The organism is Streptomyces sp. NPDC057424 (assembly GCF_042803315.1).
Taxonomy (GTDB): Bacteria; Actinomycetota; Actinomycetes; order Streptomycetales; family Streptomycetaceae; genus Streptomyces.
On record NZ_JBHVCP010000005.1, the window covers coordinates 87,460 to 108,725 of the forward strand.

The window sequence follows — 21,266 nt, forward strand, 5'->3', positions numbered from 1 at the left end:
GCCGGTCAGCGGGACGGGGAGAACGGGGCCACCTTCCGGCGCAGCACCTTCGGGCGGACGTGGCGGAAGGCGTGTGAGACCGCCGGCCTGCCCGAGGACGTCCGGTTCTACCACTTCCGGCACCGGGCACACGCACTCCACGCGGTCCGGTGCCACCCTGAGGACTTGGGTCTTCACCATGGAGCGGGTGACGAGAATCGAACTCGCGCTCTCAGTTTCGGAAGCTGCGATCATTTGTGCCCGGTCTCACCATGACCTGGGCAAACAGTCGCAGTACGGCCTCGTCGGCGGCATCTGCTTTCACCGTGACTCCTCCGCTGTTCCCCGTCCGATCTGGTGCGCTCGTGGTGCGTGCGTCGTCGTCGAGTGCTCGGCGGGAACTATCGCTTCTGTGCTCTGTAGCGCTTCATCAGCGCGGTGATCCGGGCCTGGTCCGCCTGGCCATTGAGTTCGGCCAGGAGCTCGTCGGGGCACAACTCGTAGAGATCGCCCCACCATCGGCGTCCTCGGTTGTCCCAGATTCGGTAGCCACCTGGCACGCCCCTGGCAACGTAGCGTCTCCTGCTCAACGTCCCATGCTCCCCACCCAGCCGGCGCCGTCATCCAACTCGTCCCCGACGCAGACCATATGCAGACTGTGGTCGCCCGGCGAGGCAGTACGCGCAGCTGGCGGCCACCACCCCATCCTGGGGCCGGCGGGTGGCAAGCTGTGCCGATGAGCGACTACCGCCTGTGGCTCGCCGCGATTCCAGAGCCCCTGCCCGAGGCCGATGCGCGGGTCTACTGGAACCTCAAGGACCCGACCTCTGCCCTCGTCGAAGCGCTGGCCGGTGCGGCCTGCTTTTACGTCGGCTCCTGGCAGGAGGCGCATGTGTCCGAGCGCCCCCAGTCGGGGCGTAGCCCAGCGGTGCGACTGTTCGACTGGCTGTTTCTGCGAGGCACCATCGACGGCTGCCAGGCTCCCGTGCTGGACCCACAGCTGCGGGACGAACTGAACGCTCTCCACCGACCTCGCCCAGACGACCTGCCGTCCGAGTCCGCGGCCGCCCAGGAGCTGGATGGCTTTCTGGTTGGGCACACGTCCTGGTACCTGCTCCCTGAGGAGAAGGCCCCGGCCGGCCCGTGAGACAGCGAGCACCGCTTCAGGAGTTCGATCCGGCGGTTCTCCTACGGCCTCGCACACCTGCCGGTGTGGCGTGTGTGATCGCTCAAGGCCGCCTGCGTCCACAGTCGTTGATGTCACCTGGTGATGTCAGGTTGGATGGTCCGATGGAGCGTCCCATGACGGCGGCGCTGTGGTGATGTCCGCCCTCAAGCCACCTCCGCTGCAGCGCAGCAGTCCGATGGCGCCACCGAGTCGGATGAGTAACTCTGGACGTGTGAGCGAACACCGAGCCACGCTCGGGTCGGCCTCCGTCGCTTCCGCAGCGGTCGCCTTGGCGCTGCATGGCCTGATCCTGCGGCCGAGGATGCTGACCTGGGGCGCGACTCGCGAAGAGGCTGCCCGTTCCTATCCCGGGGATGAGCTCATCCCCGGTGCCGACAGCAGCTCGACGATGGCCACGACCCTGCCCGCGCCGCCTTCGACGGTCTGGCTGTGGCTGGCGCAGATGGGCTGCGACCGCGGCGGCTGGTACAGCTGGGACCGGCTGGACAACGGTGGACGACCGAGCGCAGATCGCCTCGTCCCCCAGTGGCAGGGCCTGGAGCCGGGACAGCGGCTTGCCTCGGTGCCCAGCGGCCGTGCCTGGTTCACGGTCGCGGCACTCGCACCGGAACGGACTCTGGTGCTGCGGGCCGACACGCGGCTGCCGTCCGGTCGCCCGTTCGACCCCTTCCATGGATCCGTGCCGCTGGTGTTCGTCAGCTCGGTCTGGGGCTTCCACCTCGAACCGGCCGGGGCGGACACCCGCCTTGTCGTCCGCACGCACGGTCGAAGCCGCCCGCGCGTGCTCACGAGGCCGATGGACTTGTTGTTCTGGGAACCCGCCCACTTCATCATGCAGACCCGCCAGTTCCACAACCTGCGTACGCGGCTCGCCCGGGCTGCGTGACCGCGTGCTCCCGGGAGGCTTTGATGAGTGCCGACTCGACCGTCGATCCCGCCGGTGAACCGCTGCTGCTGGACGGCGCGCTGCCCGAGTTCGGGTTCTCTCGCCTCGAATGCGTGGCGCTCGCCGCGGCACCGCCTGTCGCCTACGAGGCAGCGCGCGGGCTGGACCTGCTCACCATCGACTCCCCGCTCGTCAACGCGGCCATGTCGGCGCGCGGACTGCCTGAACGGCTCCGCGGCCGGTCCATGCCGACCCCGCCGTCCCTGCGGGTGGCCGACCTGTTCGATGCCACCGGTGAAGCCTGGGAGGGCCAGCCCTGGGTGGCGCTGGGCGAGAATCCGGGACGTGAGCTTGTCTTCGGGGCGGTCGGGAAGCCGTGGCGGGCCTCCATCGAGTGGCGGCGGGTCGAACCGGAGCACTTCACGTCGTTCGACGAGGCCGGCTGGGCGAAGATGGCGGCCGCCTTCGTGGTCCATCCCTACGGCACCCGGCGGTCCCTGCTCACCTACGAGGCGCGCACCGCCTGCACCGACCCAGCATCCACGGCCCGCTTCGGCCGCTATTGGACGCTCGTCTCCCCCGGCGTCGGTGTCGTTCTGCGCGGGGCGCTCCGTGCGGTCAGGGCGGCTGCGGAACAGGGTTCTCGGCCCGCAGGGGCCCGGGGCGGTGACGTGTGACGGTAGACCGCTGGCCGGGCTACGGCTCCGGGAGGTGGCGACGGAACCGACTGCAAGGAGCCGTTCGATGCGCAAGCACAGCATGACACCTGACGGCAGCCGCCGGGCGACGTCCCCCGCTGCTGCGTACCGGCCACGCGGGGTCGACGTCGGGCCCTTCCCGCCGAGTCGGCGGCTGGTGATCGCGGCCGTGCGGGCCGGCCGGCACCTGGCGGCCATGCACAGCCTCGTCGATCTCGACGTCACGAGGGCGCGGAACCTGCTCGCGCGGTCCGCGGAACCGGTGTCGTTCACCGCATTCGTCGTGGCGTCCGTCGCGCGGGCAGCAGCGGCGCACCCGCAGGTGCATGCTTACCGGAACTGGCGCGGCCGGCTGGTCCGGCACCGCCATGTCGACGTGAACACGCTCGTGGAGGTCACGACACGGCAAGGCCTCTTCACCCTCCCGCATGTGCTGCATAATGCCGACATCCGCGATGTACAGGACCTCACGGCAGAACTGCGGGCCGCCAAGCGCGACTACGCCACGACGGGCACGGGGCGCCTCCTTGATCGTTTCGGCACCACCATGACCCGCCTCCCCGGCCTCGTTCCGACGATGTACGCGGTGCTGGCCAGGTCCGTCCGGCTCCGCCAGCTGACCGGCACGGTCGCGGTCACAGCGGTGGGAATGTTCGGCGCCGGCGGCGGGTTCGGCATTGCCCCGCCGAGTCTGATGCCTCTCCAGGTGGTCATCGGCGGTGCGACGCAGCGGCCCCGCGCTGTGGACGGACGGATCGAGGTCCGTGACGTGCTCGACCTGACGATCACTTTCGACCACAACGTGATCGACGGGGCACCCGCCGCCCGGTTCGTCGCGGAGCTGCGCCACCTCGTCGAGGACGCCGAGGCGGTACGCGCACCCGCCGTCGGCACGAGTGATGGAGACACGACCGGTACGACTGAGTAGGGCCAAACGGAGCCACGGAACCACGCGGGGCCCCGCCTCCTGCGTGATTGCCCCGATGCCAGCCCGCCCCATGATCCTCGGCCTAGCCGCGATCGTGCGTTCAGCCTCTGACATCCCACGATCCCACATGATGAGTTGAAGCTCGCCACGAACCTGGGACAGCCCGAGTATCAGCATCAATGTCAGTGCCTTGCCACACCTCTCTGGTCTAGCCGCCACGCGACTCAGCAGGTCTCCGACAAACAGAGCCTTCGACTGCGGATGCGCGCGTGCGCCGGCCTCCCGCTGTCATTCGACGTCGGCTCCGTGGGCATGGGCGAGGCCGCCGAGGCCGTCCGCCCAGCCCCGGCTCAGGCGTCGCGGATCACGCGTCGGATCCGGGCGTGTTCGTTCGGCGCCCACGACGGCGGAGCAGGAGCAGACCTCCGAGGAGGGCCGAGGCCCCGGCGGCGGACCAGGCCAGGACGCCGTCCGCCCCCGTGGCGGCCAGATCGTGGGGGGCGCCGCCCTGCGGGCGCGTCCCGCCGCCTGCCGCGCTGCCCGAGGCGTCGTTCGCCGTCCCGGTTTCGCGTCCGGCGCCAGGCGCGGACGCGCCGAGGTCCTCCGGGTCCCGGGTGTAGGTCAGCGTGCCGTAGCCGAGGTGGTCGTAGCTCCAGCCGGCCCCGCCGCGGAGCCCGCCGCCGTCCTCGGGCGCGAGCTTGTCCTTGTAGGCCGTGATGTTCGGTACGTCCAGCCCCCGGCGCACCGCGTAGTGGTTGTGGATCATGGCCCAGATGGGACGGGCGCTGCCCCGGCCCTGCTCGCTGATCTCCGGTTCGGTGTGCAGTCCTGCGGCCCGGCCCGCCACGCGCCGGCCGATGCGGCGCGAGTATGTGGTGTACGGAACGTCCTTGCCGAGGTTGTAGCGGGCGACGTACTCGGCGCCCTTCATGAACCGGTTGTCGTCGTACCCGTACAGGTCCTCGCCCAGGTTCCAGGCCATCTCGCAGAGCGCGCCCATCCAGCCGACACCGGCCATGGTGTGCTCCTGGTCCCGGCCGCTCTCCTCCCACTGCCCGAGGACGACGCCGTCCGCCTCCTCGTGCAGGACGGGGACGGCCCGTTCGACACAGCCGTTGCCGTCGCCGTTCTTGAAGTACTCCACCGCCCGGTCGATCTTGGCCTGGTCCTCGGTGAGCCCGCCGATGGCGATGATGGACGCCAGGGTGCACAGTTCCCAGTTGGCCCGGTAGTTGCTGGGGACGGCGTCGTTGTGGTTGACCAGGAAGGAGTCGTTCATCGGGTAGAAGATGTCGACCAGCATGGACTGGAACCGGCCGAGGTCGAATCCGTCGTAGTCCCGCATGATCTCGCCGGCGTTGGCCAGCTGGTACCCCTGGATGCCCGCCATCAGGTACCGGTCGGCGTTCCCGCCGAGCTGCTTGAGGGTCCCCGACCAGGCGTTGAGGATGTCCCGTGCCTTGTCCCCGTGCCCGGCGTCCCCGGTGATCTTCCAGCGCAGGGCGTTCTGGTAGGCCGCGGCGGCGTCCCGGAACAGCAGGTGGACGTTCGCACCCTCGCCTCCGCGGATGACGGTCGCGACGGGCCGTGGCTGGTAGTCGGTCGCCGAGTCCCGGCTGCTCAGCAGCCGCTTCCAGCCGTCCGTCCAGGGCTGCGCACCCGCCTTGACCTTCTCGGCCATCCGGTCGAAGTCGGCCTGCGTGTGCAGCAGCGCCGGGTGGGCGAACCCGCTTTTCGGGGCCGTCGGCACGGCTGACGCGGTCCCCGTGGCCGCCCCGGTCGCACCGGCGCCGGCACCGGCCGCGCCGGCGAGCTTGAGTATCCGGCGACGGCTGAGCGAACGGTCTGTGGTGGCCTGCTCCATCGAACTGTCTCCTGGTTCTTCTCCGGTCCTGTCCCAAGGAGACGCGCGCCGCACCGGTGCATAACAAAAACCTGTCCGGCGGCCCGGTGGGCGAGCAGTGTCGTAGGTGCGGGTGTGCGGGTGTGCGGGTGTGCGGGTGTGCGGGTGTGCGGGTGTGCGGGTGCGGTGCGGTCGCGGTCGTTGTCCGCCGAGCCCTGCGGACGGCGACACGCGCCCGCACAAGGGGCCGTACCGGAGGAATCCGATACGGCCCCTTGATCATTCACGGCGGACGCGCGGGGCCCGAAGGCCCAGGGCAGGGCACCTACCGGGCGGCGGTGCCGTCCTTGCGCACCAGCCGGTCGTGAGCCTCTTCGAGCCGGTCCGTGATCTGCTCGACGCCGATGGCGTCAAGGCCCTTCTGCCGTCCCGTCACGGCAGCCCTCGCCGCCGACGACGCGGAGGCGAACAGGGCCCAGGAGCCGGCCGTGTGGTCCGCCCGCTCCGGACGTCCGATCTTCTTCAGGGCGGCCCGGATCGGTGTCGTGTCCACGGTGCGGTCCACGTCCCCGGAGATGGCGTTGAACGCGTCGAGAACGATCTTCCCGGACTTGAGGACGAACCTCGCCGTGTGCGCGCCGTCGGGCAGACCGCGGAGCGCGTACGTCGCGAGGCGCTTGTCGGTCGCGGCCGTCTTCGCGTCCCGCGCGATCAGCCTTCCGTCTACGTAGACGTCGAGGACGGCGGTGCCGTCGTTGCCGCCGATGACGTCGATGCCCGTGCCGGTGAACGGGACGGTGAACGACGAGCCGGCGGTCGTGCCGGTCGACGTCGACCGGTACCAGTCCATCGGGTCGCCGAAGGCGGCTTTCCGGCTCCACGTGCCGTCGTAGGTGACCGAGCTGTCCATGTTGTCGAGCTGCGCGCGGGCGTAGGGCGTGTACCCGTCGATCTTCTCGACCTTCAGGTTGTCGAACGCCGTCTTGTGGAAGTCGGATCCGAGCTTGACGCGTCCCTCGGTCTGCGGAGTCGGGTCCTGGTACGTGGAGACGGCCTTGCCGTCGATGTAGGTCGTGATCGTCGCGCCCTTCGCCTCGATGGCGAGGCGGTAGCCGTCGGACGCGGGGACCGTTCCCGACGTGACGGCCGTGCCGTATTCGTAGAACGTCCAGGCGCCGGTCGGTGCGATGCGCACGTTGTAGGCGGCGTCGCTGACCGCCATGCCCTTCTGCTGACGGACGCCCAGGGTGGCGAGTCCGCCGTCCGGGTCGGGGAACGCGACGTCGACCGTGGCCCGGTAGTTCTCCCAGCGGAAGTCGCCGACCGTCGTGTTCGGGGTGTGGCGGTTCCAGGCGCCGGTGTCCTTCATGGACTGGTCCATGTACTGGTACAGGACGTTGTCGCCGCTCGCGTCCTGACCGACCTCCCAGGCGCCGGTCTGGTCGACCATGTAGCGAGGCTGATTGCCGCGCGACCTCAGGTAGGGCTGGGACGTCCTGTGCGCACCGTTGCCGGTGCCGACCTGGACCCTGCCCTCCTCCTCGTACCCGAAGTCGTCGGCGTACAGGACGTTGTCGCGGGTGTTGTGCCTCTTGCCGGTCGCGTCGGTGTCCAGCACCGTGCGGTTCCGGGACTCGGGCAGGCGTTGCCTCGTCGCCTTGTCGTGGCTCTTGTCGAGCGTCGTCAAGGTCACGATCGACCTCGGCTTGACCGTGTAGGTGTAGTACGCGTCGCCGCCGGGCCGGATCTCGTCGACGAGGTGCTTGAAGTTCGCGGCGTAGGGCTCGCCCGCGTCCGGCCCGCGGGTTTCCCAGATCTCCATGGTCCGGTCGGAACCGAGTCGCATGTTCTCGGCCTTGATCCGGTAGGTCTTGGGCTGGTCGCTGTCGTTGACGACGATCGTGGAGAAGTCCTTCTTACGGGGGTCCGCGAGCGTCATGTAACTCGGGGCCCCGTTCGAGCCGTCGACGTTCTCGGTGCCGCTCACCCCGCTGTAACTGGCCTCCGGCACGGTGCGCCAGATGCCCGCCGTGTTCGTGTCGTTCTCCCAGCCGGTCTTCGCGAACTGGGTGAAGTGCTGCATCACGTAGAGGGCCGCGTCGTAGTGGAGGTGCCCCGACCACGGGTCACGCGCGCTGACGAGTTCCTTGTGGCTGTACTGCGCGCCTTCGTAGAAGGAGCCGATCGCCGGCTGGAAGACGTAGTGCGTCCGCTTCGAGTTGGCGTAGCTCTTGACGGAGCGGTTCGCGAGATCGAGAGCGCTCTGGACGCCGCCGATACCGGTGCTCGTTCCGTTCGGGCCCTCGGTGTTGTTGACGCGGTAGTCGGTGTAGCCGAAGGAGGCGACTCCCTCGCTGTACCAGACTTCCTTGTCCTCGCCGTACTTGTTCTCCCCGGTCGCCAGCCGGGTGTACGGCAGGTTGGTGTCGCTGCCGACGGGCCCGTCGCGCCGGTCATCGGTGTTGTAGTGGTAGCCGACCGCGTCGACCATGCCGAAGAGTTCCGCGTCGCCGAGCATCGACGGCCCGATATTGTGGGTGGTGTTCTCGTCGGCGGCGATGATCTTTATGCCGCGGTAGGCCTTCTCGGCCTTCTTCCGCTTCTTCGCCGGTATGCCGTAGCGGGGGTCGGCGAAGTCCGTGTCGGCCAGAATCGCCTTCTTGTACCACTTGATGAAGGCCTCGTCCGGATCCCGTGTCTCGTTCGTGTCCGGGTTCACGTAGTCGACCATGTACCCGTATTTCTCGTACGCGTCGAGAATCGTCTCCTTGTACCACTTGTACATCTCGTCGGATCCGGTGCCCTTGTTCCATTCGCTCTGGACCCATCGGGGCATGACCCAGCGGAGAATCGAGACCTTGAGCTTCGGGTTGACCGTCTTGGCGTCCGCCGCCAGTTGGAAGCCCGGGGAGCGCGACGCGTCGGCGAGTTCGTCCGCCGTGCGCATGGTCGCCGGGTCGGAACCGGTCGACGTGTTCGTGTCCGAACCCATCTCGACCTTGACATGGTTGATCAGGGGGTTCTTTCCACCGAACAGCACGCGGATGAGCTGCCAGTACCGGCCGGGGTGCTCCGCCTTGTAGTCCATCAGCAGGTTGCTCGTGCTGTTGCAACTGAGGACGCCGAGGCCCTTGTAGGTCAGACCGTTCACGTTGTCGGCGCGAACGTCGTCCCCGTTGACCACGACCTCCACGGGGTCGTCCGCGGTGTGGGCGGCGGGGGCGGTGATCACTCCGGCCGCGAGTGCCATGGTGGTTGCCGCGGCAAGCGACATCCAGCCGAGTCTTCGCTGTGGGCCCATTCCGCTTCGACTCCCTGTTCCCGTAGGGCGTACCGACGCCAGATGTTCGAGATTCCGAAAGGTGTCCGCGATTCCGGGAGGACCGTAGATGGTAAGCGATTTCTACGTCAATCCCTGTGCGCCTCAAGCCAATTGAGGCCCCCTGGGGCTCTCACCGGCTGGAAAACGTCTCCACGTCGGGCCTGCTTGCGAGTACACAGCCCGGCCGGTGCCGGAATCGCCGATCACACGGCGCCTCGTCGCGCGTTTGACGCCCCGTCCCTCTCGACGTCGCGAACCGTCCGGCCGCAAGTTCCTATCAAGCCGTAGGGAAAACCCCACAGTTCACGGCAGTCGACCTATGAGCATGAACTCTCAAGTAACGTCTCCGGGCACTCCGCTCCAACGGCCTCCCCACCCCCCTTTCGACGGAGACCACCCCATGTCCGCTGTGACGAACGCATCCGGGTCCGGTTCGGCGGACGCCCGATGCGGCTCGGCCGGTTGTTCGGCAACCGGCCGTACCATCCCCCCTCCTCCAACCGTCCTGATGGACGACAAGGCACTCGCGGACTTCCTCGCCGTGGCTGCCGCCGAGTATCAACTCATCACCCCTGACGCCCCGTTACCCTGCTTCGCGCTCTTACTCGGCAGCGCCGAAGCGACGACCTACCACGTGCGGCGTGTCGCCTTCGGCCGTAATGCCCGCACCAGTGATCCGGCGGCTCGACGGGAGTTCCGCGAGACGATCGTGCCGACGTTCGGGCCGGCCTACGAGAACGAGCACCGCGGCTGGTGGATGGACTCCCACGACCTCCTCCGGGCGTCCCGAGAGGCCGAGGCCCTGGGAATGGACCTGCTCGGCTCCATCCACATGCACCCGGACTGGCACCGCCTGGGCCCGCCGTCGGAACGGGACCAGATGCTCAGCGAGCGCCCGACTCCCATGGACCGTCATCTCTTCGGCCGGACCGGCTGGCCCCTCAACATCATCTGCTACCTGGAGCGCCGGGACGGCGAGTTCTACCACGCCCTGGGCGCCTGGGCCCCGCCTCCCCAGCATCCAGCCGAAGGTTCCCACGGCGCCGACTGCCCCGAGATCGACCTGCGGATCCGTACGAGTTCACTGATGAAGGCGTGAGAACAATGCAGCAGCCCGAAGGAACGAACGCCCCCGCCCAGCACGGCACCGAGGGCGGCAACCGTGACGATGCCCGGGCGATCCGCGCCCTGTGGGCCGAGATGGCCCGCGGCTGGGCGGCAGGTGACGCCGCGCTCTTCGCCGCGAGCTTCGCGGAGGACTGCGACTTCACGACCGTACGAGGCGACAAGCCACCCGGCCGGACCGGCATCGCGGCCGGTCACGACGCCCTCTTCCACGGGCCGTACGCCGGAACCGTCCTCGACGCACGCGTCGTGGCCGTCCGGTTCCTCCGGCCCGACCTGGCCACGGTGGAGGCGGAGTCGACCGTCACCGCCCCGGACGGGCGGCCGCTGACCACCACGCACGCGTTGGCCGTCGTCGAACGGACAGCGGAGGGCCACTGGCTGATCAGCGCCTTCCACAACATGATCCCCGCGCCCCGCCCGGCGCGGCAGGACCCCGACTCGAAGGATTCCACCGTGGACGAACCCACCGCCGCACGGCCGAGGCTCCGCCATCTGGCCATCGTGGCCCGCGACCCGGAGAAGCTGGCCGAGTTCTACTCCTCGGTCTTCGCGATGGAACTGTTCCACCGCGATCCGGACGGCAGTTGCTTCCTCTCCGACGGCTATCTCTCCCTTGCCCTGATCAAGCATCAGCTCGACGGTGATACCCCGGTCGGCTTCAACCACTTCGGGTTCCACATCGAGGACACGGCCGCCACCACCGAGGCTTTGGTGGCGGCCGGCACTCCGAAACCGGCCGAACGCTTCACCAACCGCCCCTTCGCCGAGTACCGGGCCATGGATCCGGAGGGCAACTGGTTCGACCTCTCGGAACACGGCTTCGGCGGCCCGCGCCCGCCGTCCGGCTCCACCGGGTCCTGAACTCCGGCCGGACGCTCCGCAGGGTCGCGCGACAACGCGACAGCTGTAGCGGCGGACCGAGTGGCGGACGCGCTACGCGTGCCGCCCGTGATCGCCCCGACCCTGGTGAACGATCAGGGGTCCCATCCGTGTCCCCGGTTCTCCTGGCCCCTGCCGTTCCGGCGTTCGTTCTCGGCGCGCGACTCGACAACGAAAACGGCCGCCCGCGCGGTCGGCACCACGCTCGCAGCACCGGCGTGATCACCGTTCGCGTAGCTCGGAGCGAGTACGCAGAGGCCGCCACTCGACGTCACACGCACCACCGGATGAGAGGACATGCACAGCATGCGATCGATCAACCGGCTGATGACATCAGTCGTCGGAGCGGCCGTACTCCTGGGCTGCGTCTCGGGACCGGCCGTGTCACAGGCGAAGCAGGACGGCACGCGGGTGCTGGTCTTCTCCAAGACGGCCGGCTTCCGCCACGGCTCGATCTCCGCCGGCGTCGCGGCGGTGAAACAGCTCGGCGAGACGGGCGGCTTCACGGCCGACGCGACGGAGGACGCCGGAGCTTTCACTGCCGACAACCTCGGGCGCTACGACGCGGTCGTGTTCCTGTCGACGACCGGTGACGTCCTGAACGCCGCCCAGGAGACGGCCTTCGAGGGTTACATCCGCAGTGGCGGGGGCTACGTCGGCATCCACGCGGCCGCCGACACCGAGTACGACTGGGCGTTCTACGGCGGGCTCGTCGGTGCCTACTTCAAGTCGCATCCGTGGTGGCCGATGCGTGCCACGGTGCACGTCGAGGACCGCGCCCACCCGGCGACCGCTGACCTGCCCACCACCTGGAACCGCACCGACGAGTGGTACGACTTCCGCTCGAATCCCCGGGAACGGGTCCGCGTCCTGGCCTCCCTCGACGAGTCCTCGTACTGGGGCGGCTCCATGAACGGCGACCATCCGATCGCCTGGTGCCAGAACTACCAGGGCGGCCGCTCCTTCTACACCGGCATCGGCCACAGCAAGGAGTCCTTCGCCGAACCCGCCGTCCGCCAGCACCTGTTGGGCGGCATCCAGTGGGCCACCGGCGCCGTCGAGGCGGACTGCCGGCCGGAGAACGGTTAGCGGCCGGTCTCCGACGGCACGGCCGCGTCGCCGTCGGCATGGCGGCAAGCGGGACCGGGCGCCTTCGAACCGAGCGACGACGGAACACCGACGTCGGCCGGCGGCCTCGGGATGCTCTGCCACGCCGCGGAAGCAGCTCGTCTCCGTCGCCGCAACGGGGGCAGGGATCGGAGGGACATTGCCCTCAGGGCGGCCGCCGTCGACTACGCGACGCAACGCCTCGTGACCGCGCTCGGCCAGGCAAGACGCCAAGGAGGCGGTGGGGCGGCCTGAGGCCGGCATCGACAGCCCCCGGAGGGACTCTTCCCCCGGTTCCCGCCGGGAGCTCCCGCCATCCCCGCGACTGATCCGCACCTCCGCCACAGGCCGACCGGGCTCCGCTCCGGCGCGAGACTGCCGGCGCCCCTCCCGCGGCGAAAACCGCCGTGAGCGCCGACCATCGCTGCCACCGCGACTCACCATGGCCTGACTGTCCTCCACGACGATGCCGACTACCGTGCCGTCGCTCGGCACGCATCCGACCTGACCGAGCACAACGTCCACGACATCGCCTGAGAGGTTTCCGCCGAGCGTGCGTCAGGTGAGGATGGCGGCCCGCGTCGTCATACCGGAGATGGCCGAGCATCACCTCGGTGCCGCAGGGTCCGTCCGTGTCCACCGCGGCGCACTCGTCGAAGTCCTGTCTTGCAGAGCGGCGCCGACCAGGAGGTGATCAGCTGGGTACCTGCCATTCATCGAGGCGAATCTTCACCTGACGGTTGTGGTTCGTGTGCCAGATCACCTCACCGGCGACGATGGCGCCCAAGGCGGGCAGCTGCATGTGGTGAGGCATGGCGGTGATCTCGGCAAGCCCGACTGCATCGGGCACGCCATCGATGAGGAGGAAGACACCGAATGGCTGCCGGCCGATGACCCGTCCGCTGACGTGAGATCCGAGGGGCAATGCGGAAACTGTCGCTGGCCAGCTCCGGTCTACGGCATCTGAGGCCGGCACCAGGGAGCGGTCCGGCCAACTGAACTCGGGCATCGGCCAATCATGGCCAGAGCCGTGGGTGTTGTCGACAGCGGGACGCAACGCCGCACTGTTCGGCCGCGAGAGACCAACACGATTTCCCACTGTGCTGCTCCGTGTCTCGCCCGAACGGCCGTGAACGGCGCTGAATGAGACGGAAACCGAGACGGGCGGGGACCGCTCGCCATGACGTTCGAAAACCGTCTGGTGCTGCCCGGGGAGGGACTGGCCGCTGCGCCCGGGAGCCGACAGGGTCAAGGGGTGGAAGGGCCGGGGAGTTCCACTGCCACCGATTCCGGAGACCCCCATGGTTCTTCCAGTGCGGCCCGAAGTGCGGTGACGGTATCCGCACCGATGCGCCCGGCGAGCGTGGCTTCGATCCCGGCCAGGATCTGCATCGTCTCCTCGCGGCGCCGGACGCCTGACGCCGAGAGCAGCACGAGCTTCGACCGGGCAGACCGAGGATCGCTCTCCACGGTCAGCACGCCCGCGGCGACAAGTTCGTGGACCCACTGGTGCGCTGTCGGGGCGCTGACGCCCAGACGCCGGGCCAGCTCGGCAATGCTCGCCCCCTCTGACGGGAGCTGACTCAGCAGAGTCACGTGTGCCGCACTGATGGCCGACCCGTCTTCCTGGGTCTCGAACGCAGTGGTCAGGGCAGCTCGGAACCAGTTGTGTGCGCGCCACAGCAGCCGGATGAGCGGCTCGGATTCAGACGGGGAGGAGGTCATGTGGTTCTGCTTTCACGCTGGGGCGGTCGGTTCGGCGCGGACTGCCGATCGTAAGCCGGTCAGATCTGGTGCCCGACATCGCCGGGGCTTCCGAGATCCCCTTTCATTAGGTAGCCTATGATTAGGTTACCTAATGTTGGCTGGATCGATCCCCAGCCCCGACCCCATGCCCCGATTCGCCTGACATCGATGGAAAGGCAGGATGATGACGACAGGATCGTCTGTATCCCCCCTCGCCGCGGACACCTCGCGGCGGCGCCTGCTGGCCGCCGCAGCCGGTGCCGCCGCCGGCACGGCAGCCCTCGCGGCCCCGCCCGCCGCCGCCCAGGCCGCCACCTCCACGTCGGCCGGGACCGCCGCCGGCCGCCCGGGGCGCGGTATGAAGGTGATCGCGGTCGAAGAGGCGTTCTCCGTTCCGGAGTTGATCCCGTGGCCGGGCGAAGCCCGGATGCCCCCCGGCTGGGGGGAAGAGTGGGGGCGCCGGCTCGCCGACTTCACGGAGTTGCGGCTGGCTGACATGGATGAGCATGGCGTGGACATGCAGATCCTGTCGCTCACCTCACCCGGCGTCGAGGCCATCAAGGACCCCGCCGAGGCCGTGGCCACGGCCCGCCGGGTCAACGACCACCTGGCCGACGTGGTCGCCGCCCACCCGACACGGTTCGCCGGTTTCGCCGCCCTGCCGTTGCAGGACCCGAAGGCCGCCGTGGCCGAGCTGCGCCGGGCGGTGGAGCAACTGGGCCTCAAGGGGGTCCTGCACAACGACCACGTTCAGGGCCACTACCTCGACGAGCCGCAGTTCCGGCCGGTGTGGGCCGAGCTTGAGCGGCTCGGCGTGACGCTCTACCTCCATCCCGCGCTCTTCCCCGCCGATCAGTGGCGGGTGTTCCAGGGGCATCCCGTGCTGAGCGGGCCGTCCTGGGGATGGACGGCGCAGGTCGGCGCCCACGCACTTCGGATCATCTACGGTGGAGTGTTCGACGAGTTCCCCGGGGCCTCGGCGACGCTGGGGCACATGGGAGAACTCCTGCCTTTCCAGCTGGCCCGACTCGACAGTCGCTACCAGCAGGCCGACCCCAAGAGCAGGCCACGACACCTGCCCTCCCACTACCTGCGGCACAACCTCTACGCGACCACCAGCGGCGTCTTCTCCCACGCGGCCCTCCTCGGAGCCGTCCAGGCCATCGGCGCCGACCGGCTGCTGTTCGCCGTCGACTACCCCTACGAATCAACCGCCGAGGCAGCCGAGTTCCTCCGCACAGCGCCGTTCTCCCGCGCCGACCTCACACGCATCGCACACCGCAACGCGGCACACCTGCTGAACCTCTGATCAAGACAGCAGCAGGTGAGGAGTGTGGTCGGGCCGACGGTGCGTACATGTGCCGTCGGCCCGGCCCCGCGAGCACCGGCACCGCATGCTCGGTCCTGAGCCCACGGGATCCGCCCGTACGTCGATGGCGTTGGTACGCCACTTGAGCAGACCTTCAAACGGGATCCTCGCCAGGCTGGGCGCGACTTCCGTCAGGCAGGGCCTGGCCCACCACGCCGACAGCAGCAACGAATCCTCCGCACCTTGGGAAGACAGGCTCACGCCATGGCAGACGCACTCCTGACCGACACCACCACGGGAACCGTTCGCGGACGCGCACTCCCCGACGGAGGCCGACTCTTCGCCGGTATCCCCTTCGCCGCACCCCCGGTGGGTGAGCTGCGGTTCCGCCCGCCTCAGCCACCCCGGCCGTGGCGGGGTGTCCGCCGGGCCGACAGCTTCGCACCGGCGCCCGCGCAGGGCGCGTCTTCCCTGGTGCCGGGGGCGAGCCAGAAGTCCTCCTTTCCCACCTTCCCCACGGCGGAGATCCGGGAGACGTCCGAGGACTGCCTGTATCTCAACGTCTGGACGTCCACGACGACGGCCGAGGACGCCCTCCGCCCCGTCATCGTGTGGATCTACGGCGGCGGATACGACGCCGGCTCCGCCGCACCCCCCTACAGCGACGGGGCCGCTCTCGCCCGGCAGACCGGCGCGGTTGTCGTCACCGCCAACTACCGTCTGGGAGCCCTCGGTTTCCTGCACCTGGCCGACCTCGGCAGCCAGTGGGCCGGGTCCACCAATCTCGCCCTGCAGGACCAGACGGCCGCGCTGCGCTGGGTACGGAACAACATCGCCTCCTTCGGCGGCGACCCCGGCAACATCACCGTGGCGGGGCAGTCCGCCGGTGCCTTCTCCATCGGAGCCCTGCTGGCCGCACCAGCGGCCGCCGGCCTCTTCCACAAGGCGATCCTCCAGAGCGGCAGCACGTCCCGGATCTTCGACCGGGCCACCGCCACCACCATGGCCGAGGACCTGATCACCGCACTCCGCCTCGATGGCCCAGAGGACCTGCTCACCGTCACCTGCCGGCGGATCCTGGACGCGCAGAGCACGGTCGTCACCGGCGACATCGGACAGCGCAACCTGCCCGGCGGCCGGTCCTGGGGTGCCGTACTCGACGGCAGCGTGCTGCCCGTCGCCCCGCAGCAGGCCGTCGCCGACGGCGCCGCCGCCGACATCCCCCTGCTCGTCGGTGCCACCCGCGACGAAGTCCGCGTCTTCCAGATGATCGGCGGTGAGTCCTTTCGCCCCGAGGGCGAAACAGCCCTGTACACCGAAATGCGGCGCGCCGGTGTCACAGAGCCGGAGAAGCTCCTCGACGCCTACCGGAGCCGTATCGCCGACTCCGAGGACCTCTCAGCCCTGCGCGGTGCCTTCCTCACCGACGCCCTCTACCGGATCCCGGCCACGCGTCTGGCCCAGGCCCAGGCAGGGGCTGGAGGCCGCGCCTACCACTACCTCCTCGTCGACGAACCGTGCGGACCGGCCATGGGCGCCTTCCACGGCGCCGACCTGCTCCACGTCTTCGACAAACTGTCCGACGTCGGCGCCGACACCCCCGAACACCTCGCCGCCCGCGACACCCTCGTCGGCGCCTGGGCCGCCTTCGCCGCCACCGGCTCCCCGGGCTGGCCGCCGTATGCCCCGGAAGCCACGGGCAACTCCCGGGCCATCGGCGGCTCCCCGGCCGCAGCCGACCGCATGATCACCGAACCCCCGGCCGACGACGTCACCGCCTGCCACTAGAACACCTGCCTTTCGACACCGACCGCTCAAACCGGCGTGCAAACGCTGCTGCTTGAAGTGGACGGAGCCACGGCGGGCGCGGTCCGGGCGGGCGGTCCAGAACCGGTTGCGGAGCTGATCGGGCTGGGCTCGTCGTCCGGTGCGGTGAGGGCGAGGCGGGCGAGGCTCCTCCCGCGCGGCCTCCTTGCCCTGCCGCTCGGCTTTGTGCCGCTCGGTGCTGGTGGTGCGCTTGGCGGCGGTGCCGTCCCCAGGGGCGACCTGGTGGAAGCCGAGTTCCTTTTCGACGAGGTGGCACTCGGCTTGGGCGCGCTTGCCGGAGCGGTGCCGGACGTGGCGGTGGGGATGCGGTGGCGGCTCATGGTCTACCCCGGTGCCTATGGTCCGCTCCGGCCGGAAGAGCTGGCCGGACTCCGGCGTCGGGACGTCGACCTCGACAACCTGCGCCTCCACGTCCGCTTCGCCGAGCCGGAGCGGACGAACGGTCGCCGCGTCCAGAAGGCCGCCGGGAAGCGTTCTGGCACGGATCTGGCAAGCGGCGACTGATCACAACGGACAACAAAACGGCCCAGGTCTCTGACCTGGGCCTTCTTCATGGAGCGGGTGACGAGAATCGAACTCGCGCTCTCAGCTTGGGAAGCTGCGGGCACTTGAGGGCGGTCCGGGCGCTGAGCTGGCGGAACGCCCCAGTTGCCGCCTGCTCAGGCTGAACGGCTTTCACCGTGATTCCCCGCTGTTCCCCGCCTGATCTGGTGCGCTTGTGGTGCGGCCCGCCCGGAGCACGGCTTTGACGGACTGACCGTTCGTAGACGCGTCGGCAGGCGCATCAGAGATGGCGCTTGGACGCTCTGACCAATCGACTGATGTCGTCGCGGGTCTTGACCCTGCGCTGGTCCAGTTCGCCCCTGCTGTCCGTCTTGGGCAGGGCCGTGACGTCTGCAAGTAAGAGCCTCTTGGGCGTTGGAACGCAGATCGTACGCGCGGACTCGCACCGCCCCGGGGTCCTCGTGTGGTGGTTGTTCGTGTTCGCAGAACCAGAGATGTACAAGGCAGCGGCGGTAGTTGATGAGTGCGTCGGCGTAGGCGGAGTAAGCATCGAGTCGCTCCTGCCGGAGCCTCTCATGGCGGGTGAACTCATGCCCCTTGTCGGTGGTGCGCTGCTGAAACGCCAGGGTGAGCCCCGAGCCGAGCAGGGCCCCCAGAACGGCTATGGCACTGGCGATGATGGTCTCCACGCCCCAAGCTGATCACGTATGACCGACCGGGCGCAGTACCCGCCCTGCTCTCGCGCCAACACAATTTCCAACTGTGGTGGTGTCCGGCAGGGCCACGAGCAGGGCCGTTCACTTGCGTTCACGGGCGGCCGGTTGCCTGAGCGGCTACTGGCTTGCGTCCTGGCTGAACGGCCGTGAACGGCGCTGAATGAGACGGAAACTGAGACGGGGTCGAGCCGGGCGAACGCTGAGATCCGTTCAGCGGATCCTCCAAAAGGCCTCCATACTGCAGGTGCTGTAGGTCACACTGGGCGCCAGGCGGAGCCAAGGGGGAACCATGAGCAGCCCGCACATCAATGCGCCCATCCGAGCACGCATGTACGCGAACACACTGCACAAGGTGATCTGGCTCGTTGCGGTCGTAGCGTCGGCCGGCCTCCTGGCCCCGCCCCTCTTCTTCATCGCCGCCAAGAAGCGTGTAGTCAGCATGGCCGTGCCAGCTGTGTACGCGGTGATCACCTACGGCTCCGCTGTCCTGGGATCGGTTCTCGGCAACCCGAATAACTGGGTGGGTGGCGTCCTTGCCCTCACGATGATCGTCGCCGCTGTGCATGCTGCCATCCTCGATGCGGACTGGAAGCCGGGCCGGTAGCAGCCGAGACAGCAGTGTCCGCCCTCATGCCACAGAGAAGTGGAGCGCCTGAGAGCAGAAGACCGTCAGGCGAGAGTCGGACGGCCCACTTGCTGTGCCCTTCTGATCCGTAGCTCTACAGAGATCGGTCGGGGACGGTCATAGAGGTCGCGCGCCGGTCTCAGCGGGCCGCTACGAGGTGGGACCGGTTGCTGTATCCGGCTGCTGTACAACAGGATTCTGGTGGGGTGACGGTTTGGAGCGGGAACTACTCGAACGGCTGTTGGTCGGCAGTGACGCTGCGGCCTTAGCCGCGCTGGCTGCGCTTCGTGGCGGTGGCTCCCATGTTGGTTGGGACGGGATCACACCCGCTGAGTCACTCGCCCATATTTGCGGACGTCGGCTTCGGCGCACTCGCCGGCAGGGCATCGAGACCGCGAACCTCGAACGCACCGTGCAACTCCTCGGGCATCAGTAGCCTATTCGCCATACCCACGCTTGAACCCAAGCCGACGAAAGTCAGCCACGTCGGCGGGTGCGTCGACCGGTCACGCGCGCGTGTGCCTCGCTGCACCCCCACCGGCCCCAGCCACGTTGCTACTACCGTCGACCAGAGCAAGGTACGACTACGGAAGCGCATGGGCGACGACCTTGCGTGATGACTCCTACATCCCGAAACAACTCTGGCAGGGCTATGCCTTGGGCTAGCGCACCATTCACCTGCCCTGATGATCCGTACGCATGCGTGCTGTCTGCTGCTATTCATCGGTGTTGTCACGCAGTTGTAAATTCAACCTGGACGCGACCAACCAGGCGCTTATGTAGGAGGCCGAGTTGCAAACCTCTGACACTTGTGCGGTCATAAATAGTGAAGACGCGATAGGCATGCGGTGACCCAAAAGGAGGCGCACCATGCAGTACTACCGCTCGCAGAAGCCAATCGACATCTCCGGCGCAACATGGCAAGGGATCAAGGTAGACGTGTCAAACCCGAATACTTTGGTGACCTTTGGGTTCCAGAGTGAGGGATGGGCTGAACAGCTCTGGGCGTCTCAGATCTTCGTGCAAGACTCCCATACAGGTATTGTTCAGCTCGTCAATGGAAGTCTGACCAACACCAGGGTGTGGATTTGGTGCGCGGTTGAGTCGCCGAAGGCACTTACCGCGGACGAGCTTCGAGGTCAGGTGAAAATCGAGGCGGTGGAGCAGGGAGAGATGGAGCAGCTCGCCCACCACTAGCATCGCTCACTGGCCTGTACCCAGAACGCTCCGGCGTCTGGGTGCGGGCTTTGCGATCGAGTGGCCCAGCCACGACATGGGCCTTCTCGCGTCAAAACGGCACGCTAGCCAGCGCGCGGCACGGGCGCCGGCCGGGCTGGAGCGGGGCGGAGACTGGAGCGCAGGACCGGCCGGGGGCCGGGCCGCGCGCGGGGAGCGGAGCGAGCCGCACTTGAACCCGCAAAGAAGGTTGTTACTCAGTAGTGGCTGCGATGCGCCACAAGGGAGCGTCGTACTGCTTTGGACGGCTGCTGATGAGCAGCTGGCGTAGGTCCTCGCGCAAGGAGCCGTTGAGGTTCAGGGCCTCGGTGATGCGGCGGAACGTCGTGTGGGTAACCCCGCGGCCCCCGGCCTCGGCTTCGAACTGGTCGAGCTGGGACAGTACGGCCTCCGGGACGAGCTGTGCCGGTTGCTGATCCTTGAGCCACGCGGCCTTGTTGCGCTCGTAGTCGATCTCCGAGTAGCCGCAGATTTCGCGGCTGTGTGCCTCGACCTCGTCCAGGGTGGCGGTCGTCAGGATGGCGCGGGCCAGCTGGTTGCGGGTCAACGCGTCGTCCAGGTCGACCTCGTGGACCGACGGTCCTTCGTTGGTTAGGGGAACAGGAAGGCCGGCGTCTCGCATCTCGCAGGTGCCGCGTACGCCTCGGGCTGTCGCAGCGAGCATCCCGGTTGCCTCGGAGGGGTGCCACTCCAGTACCGAGCTGATCGGCTCGACGTCCTTCGCGGTGAGGGTGTGGAGGAGCGCGCCGAGCATGCCGCGCAGTTCGTCGAGAGGGAGTTCGCCATCGAGGCCGGGGCCCGTCACCAAGAGGCGGACGGGAGCGTTCACCTGGCAGCACGCGGCCAGCGTGACGGCATCGGCAAGCGGGCTCTTCAACGTCGGCTCATCGCCGCGGGCGAGGATGTCGCCGCCCACGTCCAGGAGGTCGATCGACTCCGGTGACAAGTGGTCGACCAGCTCTTCGAGTTGGCGGGTGACGCCCTCGACCCCAGAGCGCGGATCGATCAGCGCGAACGTGTGCCGGAGCTCTGCTGCGAGTCGGGGGAGAGTCGAACCCGCCGGAGCGATCGGGCGGGCCTCGGCCGGCACTGCCCAGACTGCTGGAGTGAGGGGGTGGAGGCCGGTGAAGTTGTCCGGTCCTCGGGGACCCGGAACCGGGTCGATCAGGAGGCGGTCCCACGCGTACGTGAGGATCACCGCCTGGTCCTCGTCGCCGTAGAGGGCGGCGTGAATCATTGCGGCGGCGACTGCGTCGCCCCCTCCTCCTGCTGCGACGATCAACCGCGTCATGCGTCTCAGCCTACGGGGTGGGGGGTTGACCACTCACCCTATAGTGGCTAGAG

17 protein-coding genes and 2 pseudogenes are annotated in these 21,266 nt (G+C 68.4%); 13 read left to right on the plus strand and 6 right to left on the minus strand.

The annotated features are described in order from the left end of the window. Positions 1 to 380: 380 nt before the first annotated feature. Positions 381 to 569: a hypothetical protein gene (locus ACFU3E_RS06845; RefSeq protein WP_384153159.1), complete on the minus strand. Its 189-nt coding sequence runs from the start codon at positions 567 to 569 to the stop codon at positions 381 to 383. 146 nt (positions 570 to 715) lie between these two features. Here ACFU3E_RS06845 and ACFU3E_RS06850 point away from each other — a divergent pair, with 146 nt between their 5' ends. The 4 genes from ACFU3E_RS06850 (at position 716) to ACFU3E_RS06865 (ending at position 3,680) form a co-directional block, all read left to right on the plus strand. Beyond that, entirely contained in the window at positions 716 to 1,126 is a 411-nt protein-coding gene (locus tag ACFU3E_RS06850; protein WP_384153162.1) for a hypothetical protein, read from the plus strand. Positions 1,127 to 1,379: 253 nt separating this feature from the next. Continuing rightward, complete coding sequence (locus tag ACFU3E_RS06855; protein ID WP_384153165.1) at positions 1,380 to 2,054, plus strand: hypothetical protein; 675 nt, start codon at positions 1,380 to 1,382, stop codon at positions 2,052 to 2,054. 23 nt (positions 2,055 to 2,077) lie between these two features. Further along, complete coding sequence (locus ACFU3E_RS06860) at positions 2,078 to 2,731, plus strand: hypothetical protein (RefSeq protein ID WP_384153167.1); 654 nt, start codon at positions 2,078 to 2,080, stop codon at positions 2,729 to 2,731. A gap of 67 nt (positions 2,732 to 2,798) precedes the next feature. Continuing rightward, the gene (locus ACFU3E_RS06865; protein WP_384153170.1) at positions 2,799 to 3,680 is read left to right on the plus strand and encodes a 2-oxo acid dehydrogenase subunit E2; all 882 of its coding nucleotides are present in this window, start codon (positions 2,799 to 2,801) and stop codon (positions 3,678 to 3,680) included. 364 nt (positions 3,681 to 4,044) lie between these two features. On the opposite strand, the gene ACFU3E_RS06870 is transcribed toward ACFU3E_RS06865, so the two are convergent. Next, positions 4,045 to 5,544, minus strand: a complete 1,500-nt coding sequence (locus tag ACFU3E_RS06870) for an alginate lyase family protein (protein ID WP_384153173.1) — start codon at positions 5,542 to 5,544, stop codon at positions 4,045 to 4,047. Between the two features lie 304 nt (positions 5,545 to 5,848). Then, positions 5,849 to 8,797: a GH59 galactosidase gene (locus tag ACFU3E_RS06875; RefSeq protein ID WP_384153176.1), complete on the minus strand. Its 2,949-nt coding sequence runs from the start codon at positions 8,795 to 8,797 to the stop codon at positions 5,849 to 5,851. 556 nt (positions 8,798 to 9,353) lie between these two features. Between ACFU3E_RS06875 and ACFU3E_RS06880 the strand changes: the two genes are divergently transcribed. The 4 genes and pseudogenes from ACFU3E_RS06880 to ACFU3E_RS06895 all read left to right on the plus strand — a co-directional run. Beyond that, positions 9,354 to 9,944 carry a hypothetical protein gene (locus ACFU3E_RS06880; RefSeq protein WP_384153179.1) on the plus strand — a complete coding sequence of 197 codons (591 nt, stop codon included), beginning with the start codon at positions 9,354 to 9,356 and terminating at the stop codon, positions 9,942 to 9,944. Positions 9,945 to 9,949: 5 nt separating this feature from the next. After that, positions 9,950 to 10,834 (plus strand): SgcJ/EcaC family oxidoreductase, encoded by an 885-nt coding sequence (locus tag ACFU3E_RS06885; protein ID WP_384153182.1) that lies wholly within the window; start codon positions 9,950 to 9,952, stop codon positions 10,832 to 10,834. Between the two features lie 324 nt (positions 10,835 to 11,158). Next, positions 11,159 to 12,073, plus strand: a pseudogene (locus tag ACFU3E_RS06890) (ThuA domain-containing protein); the annotation flags it as partial. A gap of 306 nt (positions 12,074 to 12,379) precedes the next feature. After that, positions 12,380 to 12,496 (plus strand): annotated as a pseudogene (locus tag ACFU3E_RS06895) (VapC toxin family PIN domain ribonuclease); the annotation flags it as partial. 157 nt (positions 12,497 to 12,653) lie between these two features. Here the strand turns inward: ACFU3E_RS06895 and ACFU3E_RS06900 are convergent. Together ACFU3E_RS06900 and ACFU3E_RS06905 are read right to left on the minus strand one after the other, a co-directional pair. Next, entirely contained in the window at positions 12,654 to 12,968 is a 315-nt protein-coding gene (locus ACFU3E_RS06900; protein ID WP_384153185.1) for a hypothetical protein, read from the minus strand. A 239-nt stretch (positions 12,969 to 13,207) separates the two neighbouring features. Next, positions 13,208 to 13,684, minus strand: a complete 477-nt coding sequence (locus ACFU3E_RS06905; RefSeq protein ID WP_384153188.1) for a MarR family winged helix-turn-helix transcriptional regulator — start codon at positions 13,682 to 13,684, stop codon at positions 13,208 to 13,210. Between the two features lie 202 nt (positions 13,685 to 13,886). On the opposite strand from ACFU3E_RS06905, the gene ACFU3E_RS06910 reads away from it, so the two are divergent. The 5 genes from ACFU3E_RS06910 (at position 13,887) to ACFU3E_RS06930 (ending at position 19,883) form a co-directional block, all read left to right on the plus strand. Then, positions 13,887 to 15,014: an amidohydrolase family protein gene (locus ACFU3E_RS06910; RefSeq protein ID WP_384153191.1), complete on the plus strand. Its 1,128-nt coding sequence runs from the start codon at positions 13,887 to 13,889 to the stop codon at positions 15,012 to 15,014. 264 nt (positions 15,015 to 15,278) lie between these two features. Then, positions 15,279 to 16,802, plus strand: coding sequence for a carboxylesterase/lipase family protein (locus ACFU3E_RS06915; RefSeq protein ID WP_384153194.1), 1,524 nt, complete (start codon positions 15,279 to 15,281; stop codon positions 16,800 to 16,802). Positions 16,803 to 16,838: 36 nt separating this feature from the next. Further along, complete coding sequence (locus ACFU3E_RS06920) at positions 16,839 to 17,345, plus strand: hypothetical protein (protein ID WP_384153197.1); 507 nt, start codon at positions 16,839 to 16,841, stop codon at positions 17,343 to 17,345. Positions 17,346 to 18,350: 1,005 nt separating this feature from the next. Beyond that, on the plus strand, positions 18,351 to 18,665 hold the full coding sequence (locus ACFU3E_RS06925; RefSeq protein WP_384153200.1) for a hypothetical protein: 315 nt from the start codon (positions 18,351 to 18,353) through the stop codon (positions 18,663 to 18,665). A gap of 891 nt (positions 18,666 to 19,556) precedes the next feature. Further along, complete coding sequence (locus tag ACFU3E_RS06930) at positions 19,557 to 19,883, plus strand: hypothetical protein (protein WP_384153203.1); 327 nt, start codon at positions 19,557 to 19,559, stop codon at positions 19,881 to 19,883. 232 nt (positions 19,884 to 20,115) lie between these two features. Here the strand turns inward: ACFU3E_RS06930 and ACFU3E_RS06935 are convergent, their stop codons facing one another. Beyond that, positions 20,116 to 21,213: a DUF1152 domain-containing protein gene (locus ACFU3E_RS06935; RefSeq protein WP_384153206.1), complete on the minus strand. Its 1,098-nt coding sequence runs from the start codon at positions 21,211 to 21,213 to the stop codon at positions 20,116 to 20,118. Positions 21,214 to 21,266 lie beyond the last annotated feature (53 nt).

Coding starts and splice junctions, on each gene's coding strand:
- ACFU3E_RS06850 (WP_384153162.1), top strand. CDS start 716: ATGAGCGACTACCGCCTGTGGCTCGCCGCGATTCCAGAGCCCCTGCCC.
- ACFU3E_RS06860 (WP_384153167.1), top strand. CDS start 2,078: ATGAGTGCCGACTCGACCGTCGATCCCGCCGGTGAACCGCTGCTGCTG.
- ACFU3E_RS06865 (WP_384153170.1), top strand. CDS start 2,799: ATGCGCAAGCACAGCATGACACCTGACGGCAGCCGCCGGGCGACGTCC.
- ACFU3E_RS06870 (WP_384153173.1), bottom strand. CDS start 5,544: ATGGAGCAGGCCACCACAGACCGTTCGCTCAGCCGTCGCCGGATACTC.
- ACFU3E_RS06875 (WP_384153176.1), bottom strand. CDS start 8,797: ATGTCGCTTGCCGCGGCAACCACCATGGCACTCGCGGCCGGAGTGATC.
- ACFU3E_RS06880 (WP_384153179.1), top strand. CDS start 9,354: ATGGACGACAAGGCACTCGCGGACTTCCTCGCCGTGGCTGCCGCCGAG.
- ACFU3E_RS06885 (WP_384153182.1), top strand. CDS start 9,950: ATGCAGCAGCCCGAAGGAACGAACGCCCCCGCCCAGCACGGCACCGAG.
- ACFU3E_RS06900 (WP_384153185.1), bottom strand. CDS start 12,968: ATGCCCGAGTTCAGTTGGCCGGACCGCTCCCTGGTGCCGGCCTCAGAT.
- ACFU3E_RS06905 (WP_384153188.1), bottom strand. CDS start 13,684: ATGACCTCCTCCCCGTCTGAATCCGAGCCGCTCATCCGGCTGCTGTGG.
- ACFU3E_RS06910 (WP_384153191.1), top strand. CDS start 13,887: ATGATGACGACAGGATCGTCTGTATCCCCCCTCGCCGCGGACACCTCG.
- ACFU3E_RS06915 (WP_384153194.1), top strand. CDS start 15,279: ATGGCAGACGCACTCCTGACCGACACCACCACGGGAACCGTTCGCGGA.
- ACFU3E_RS06925 (WP_384153200.1), top strand. CDS start 18,351: ATGAGCAGCCCGCACATCAATGCGCCCATCCGAGCACGCATGTACGCG.
- ACFU3E_RS06930 (WP_384153203.1), top strand. CDS start 19,557: ATGCAGTACTACCGCTCGCAGAAGCCAATCGACATCTCCGGCGCAACA.
- ACFU3E_RS06935 (WP_384153206.1), bottom strand. CDS start 21,213: ATGACGCGGTTGATCGTCGCAGCAGGAGGAGGGGGCGACGCAGTCGCC.